At 65.7% G+C, this 251-nt stretch carries 1 protein-coding gene; it reads right to left on the bottom strand.

What is annotated here, in order from left to right; all coding sequences use genetic code 11:
• A partial coding sequence (locus tag FS767_RS22425) for an OprD family outer membrane porin (protein ID WP_144968277.1) occupies positions 1 to 251 on the bottom strand: 251 nt, incomplete at both ends.

Raw genomic sequence — 251 nt, 5'->3', positions numbered from 1 at the left:
CATTCCTTGCCGTCGGTGATGCTGCCGGTGTGCACGTTGTCGCCGCTGAGGTAGCGATTCATCAGGGTCAGACCCGGCACGCCGAAGGCGGCGAAGTTGTGGTCGTAGCGCACCTGCCAGGAGCGTTCCCGCGCGTTGTCGTAGCTGGAGTTGTAGCTGTCGTTGGCCAGGGTGCCGCCGCTGGTGCCGTTGACCCTCATCCAGGCGCTGTCGCCACTGACGCGCTGCAGGCCGACATAGAAGGTGCCGCC

The sequence above is a fragment of the Pseudomonas sp. DE0010 genome (assembly GCF_007680745.1).
GTDB classification, from domain to species: domain Bacteria; phylum Pseudomonadota; class Gammaproteobacteria; order Pseudomonadales; family Pseudomonadaceae; genus Aquipseudomonas; species Aquipseudomonas parafulva_B.
Note: the sequence above shows the minus strand (reverse complement) of the source record. Positions and strands in the feature narration are given on the sequence as shown.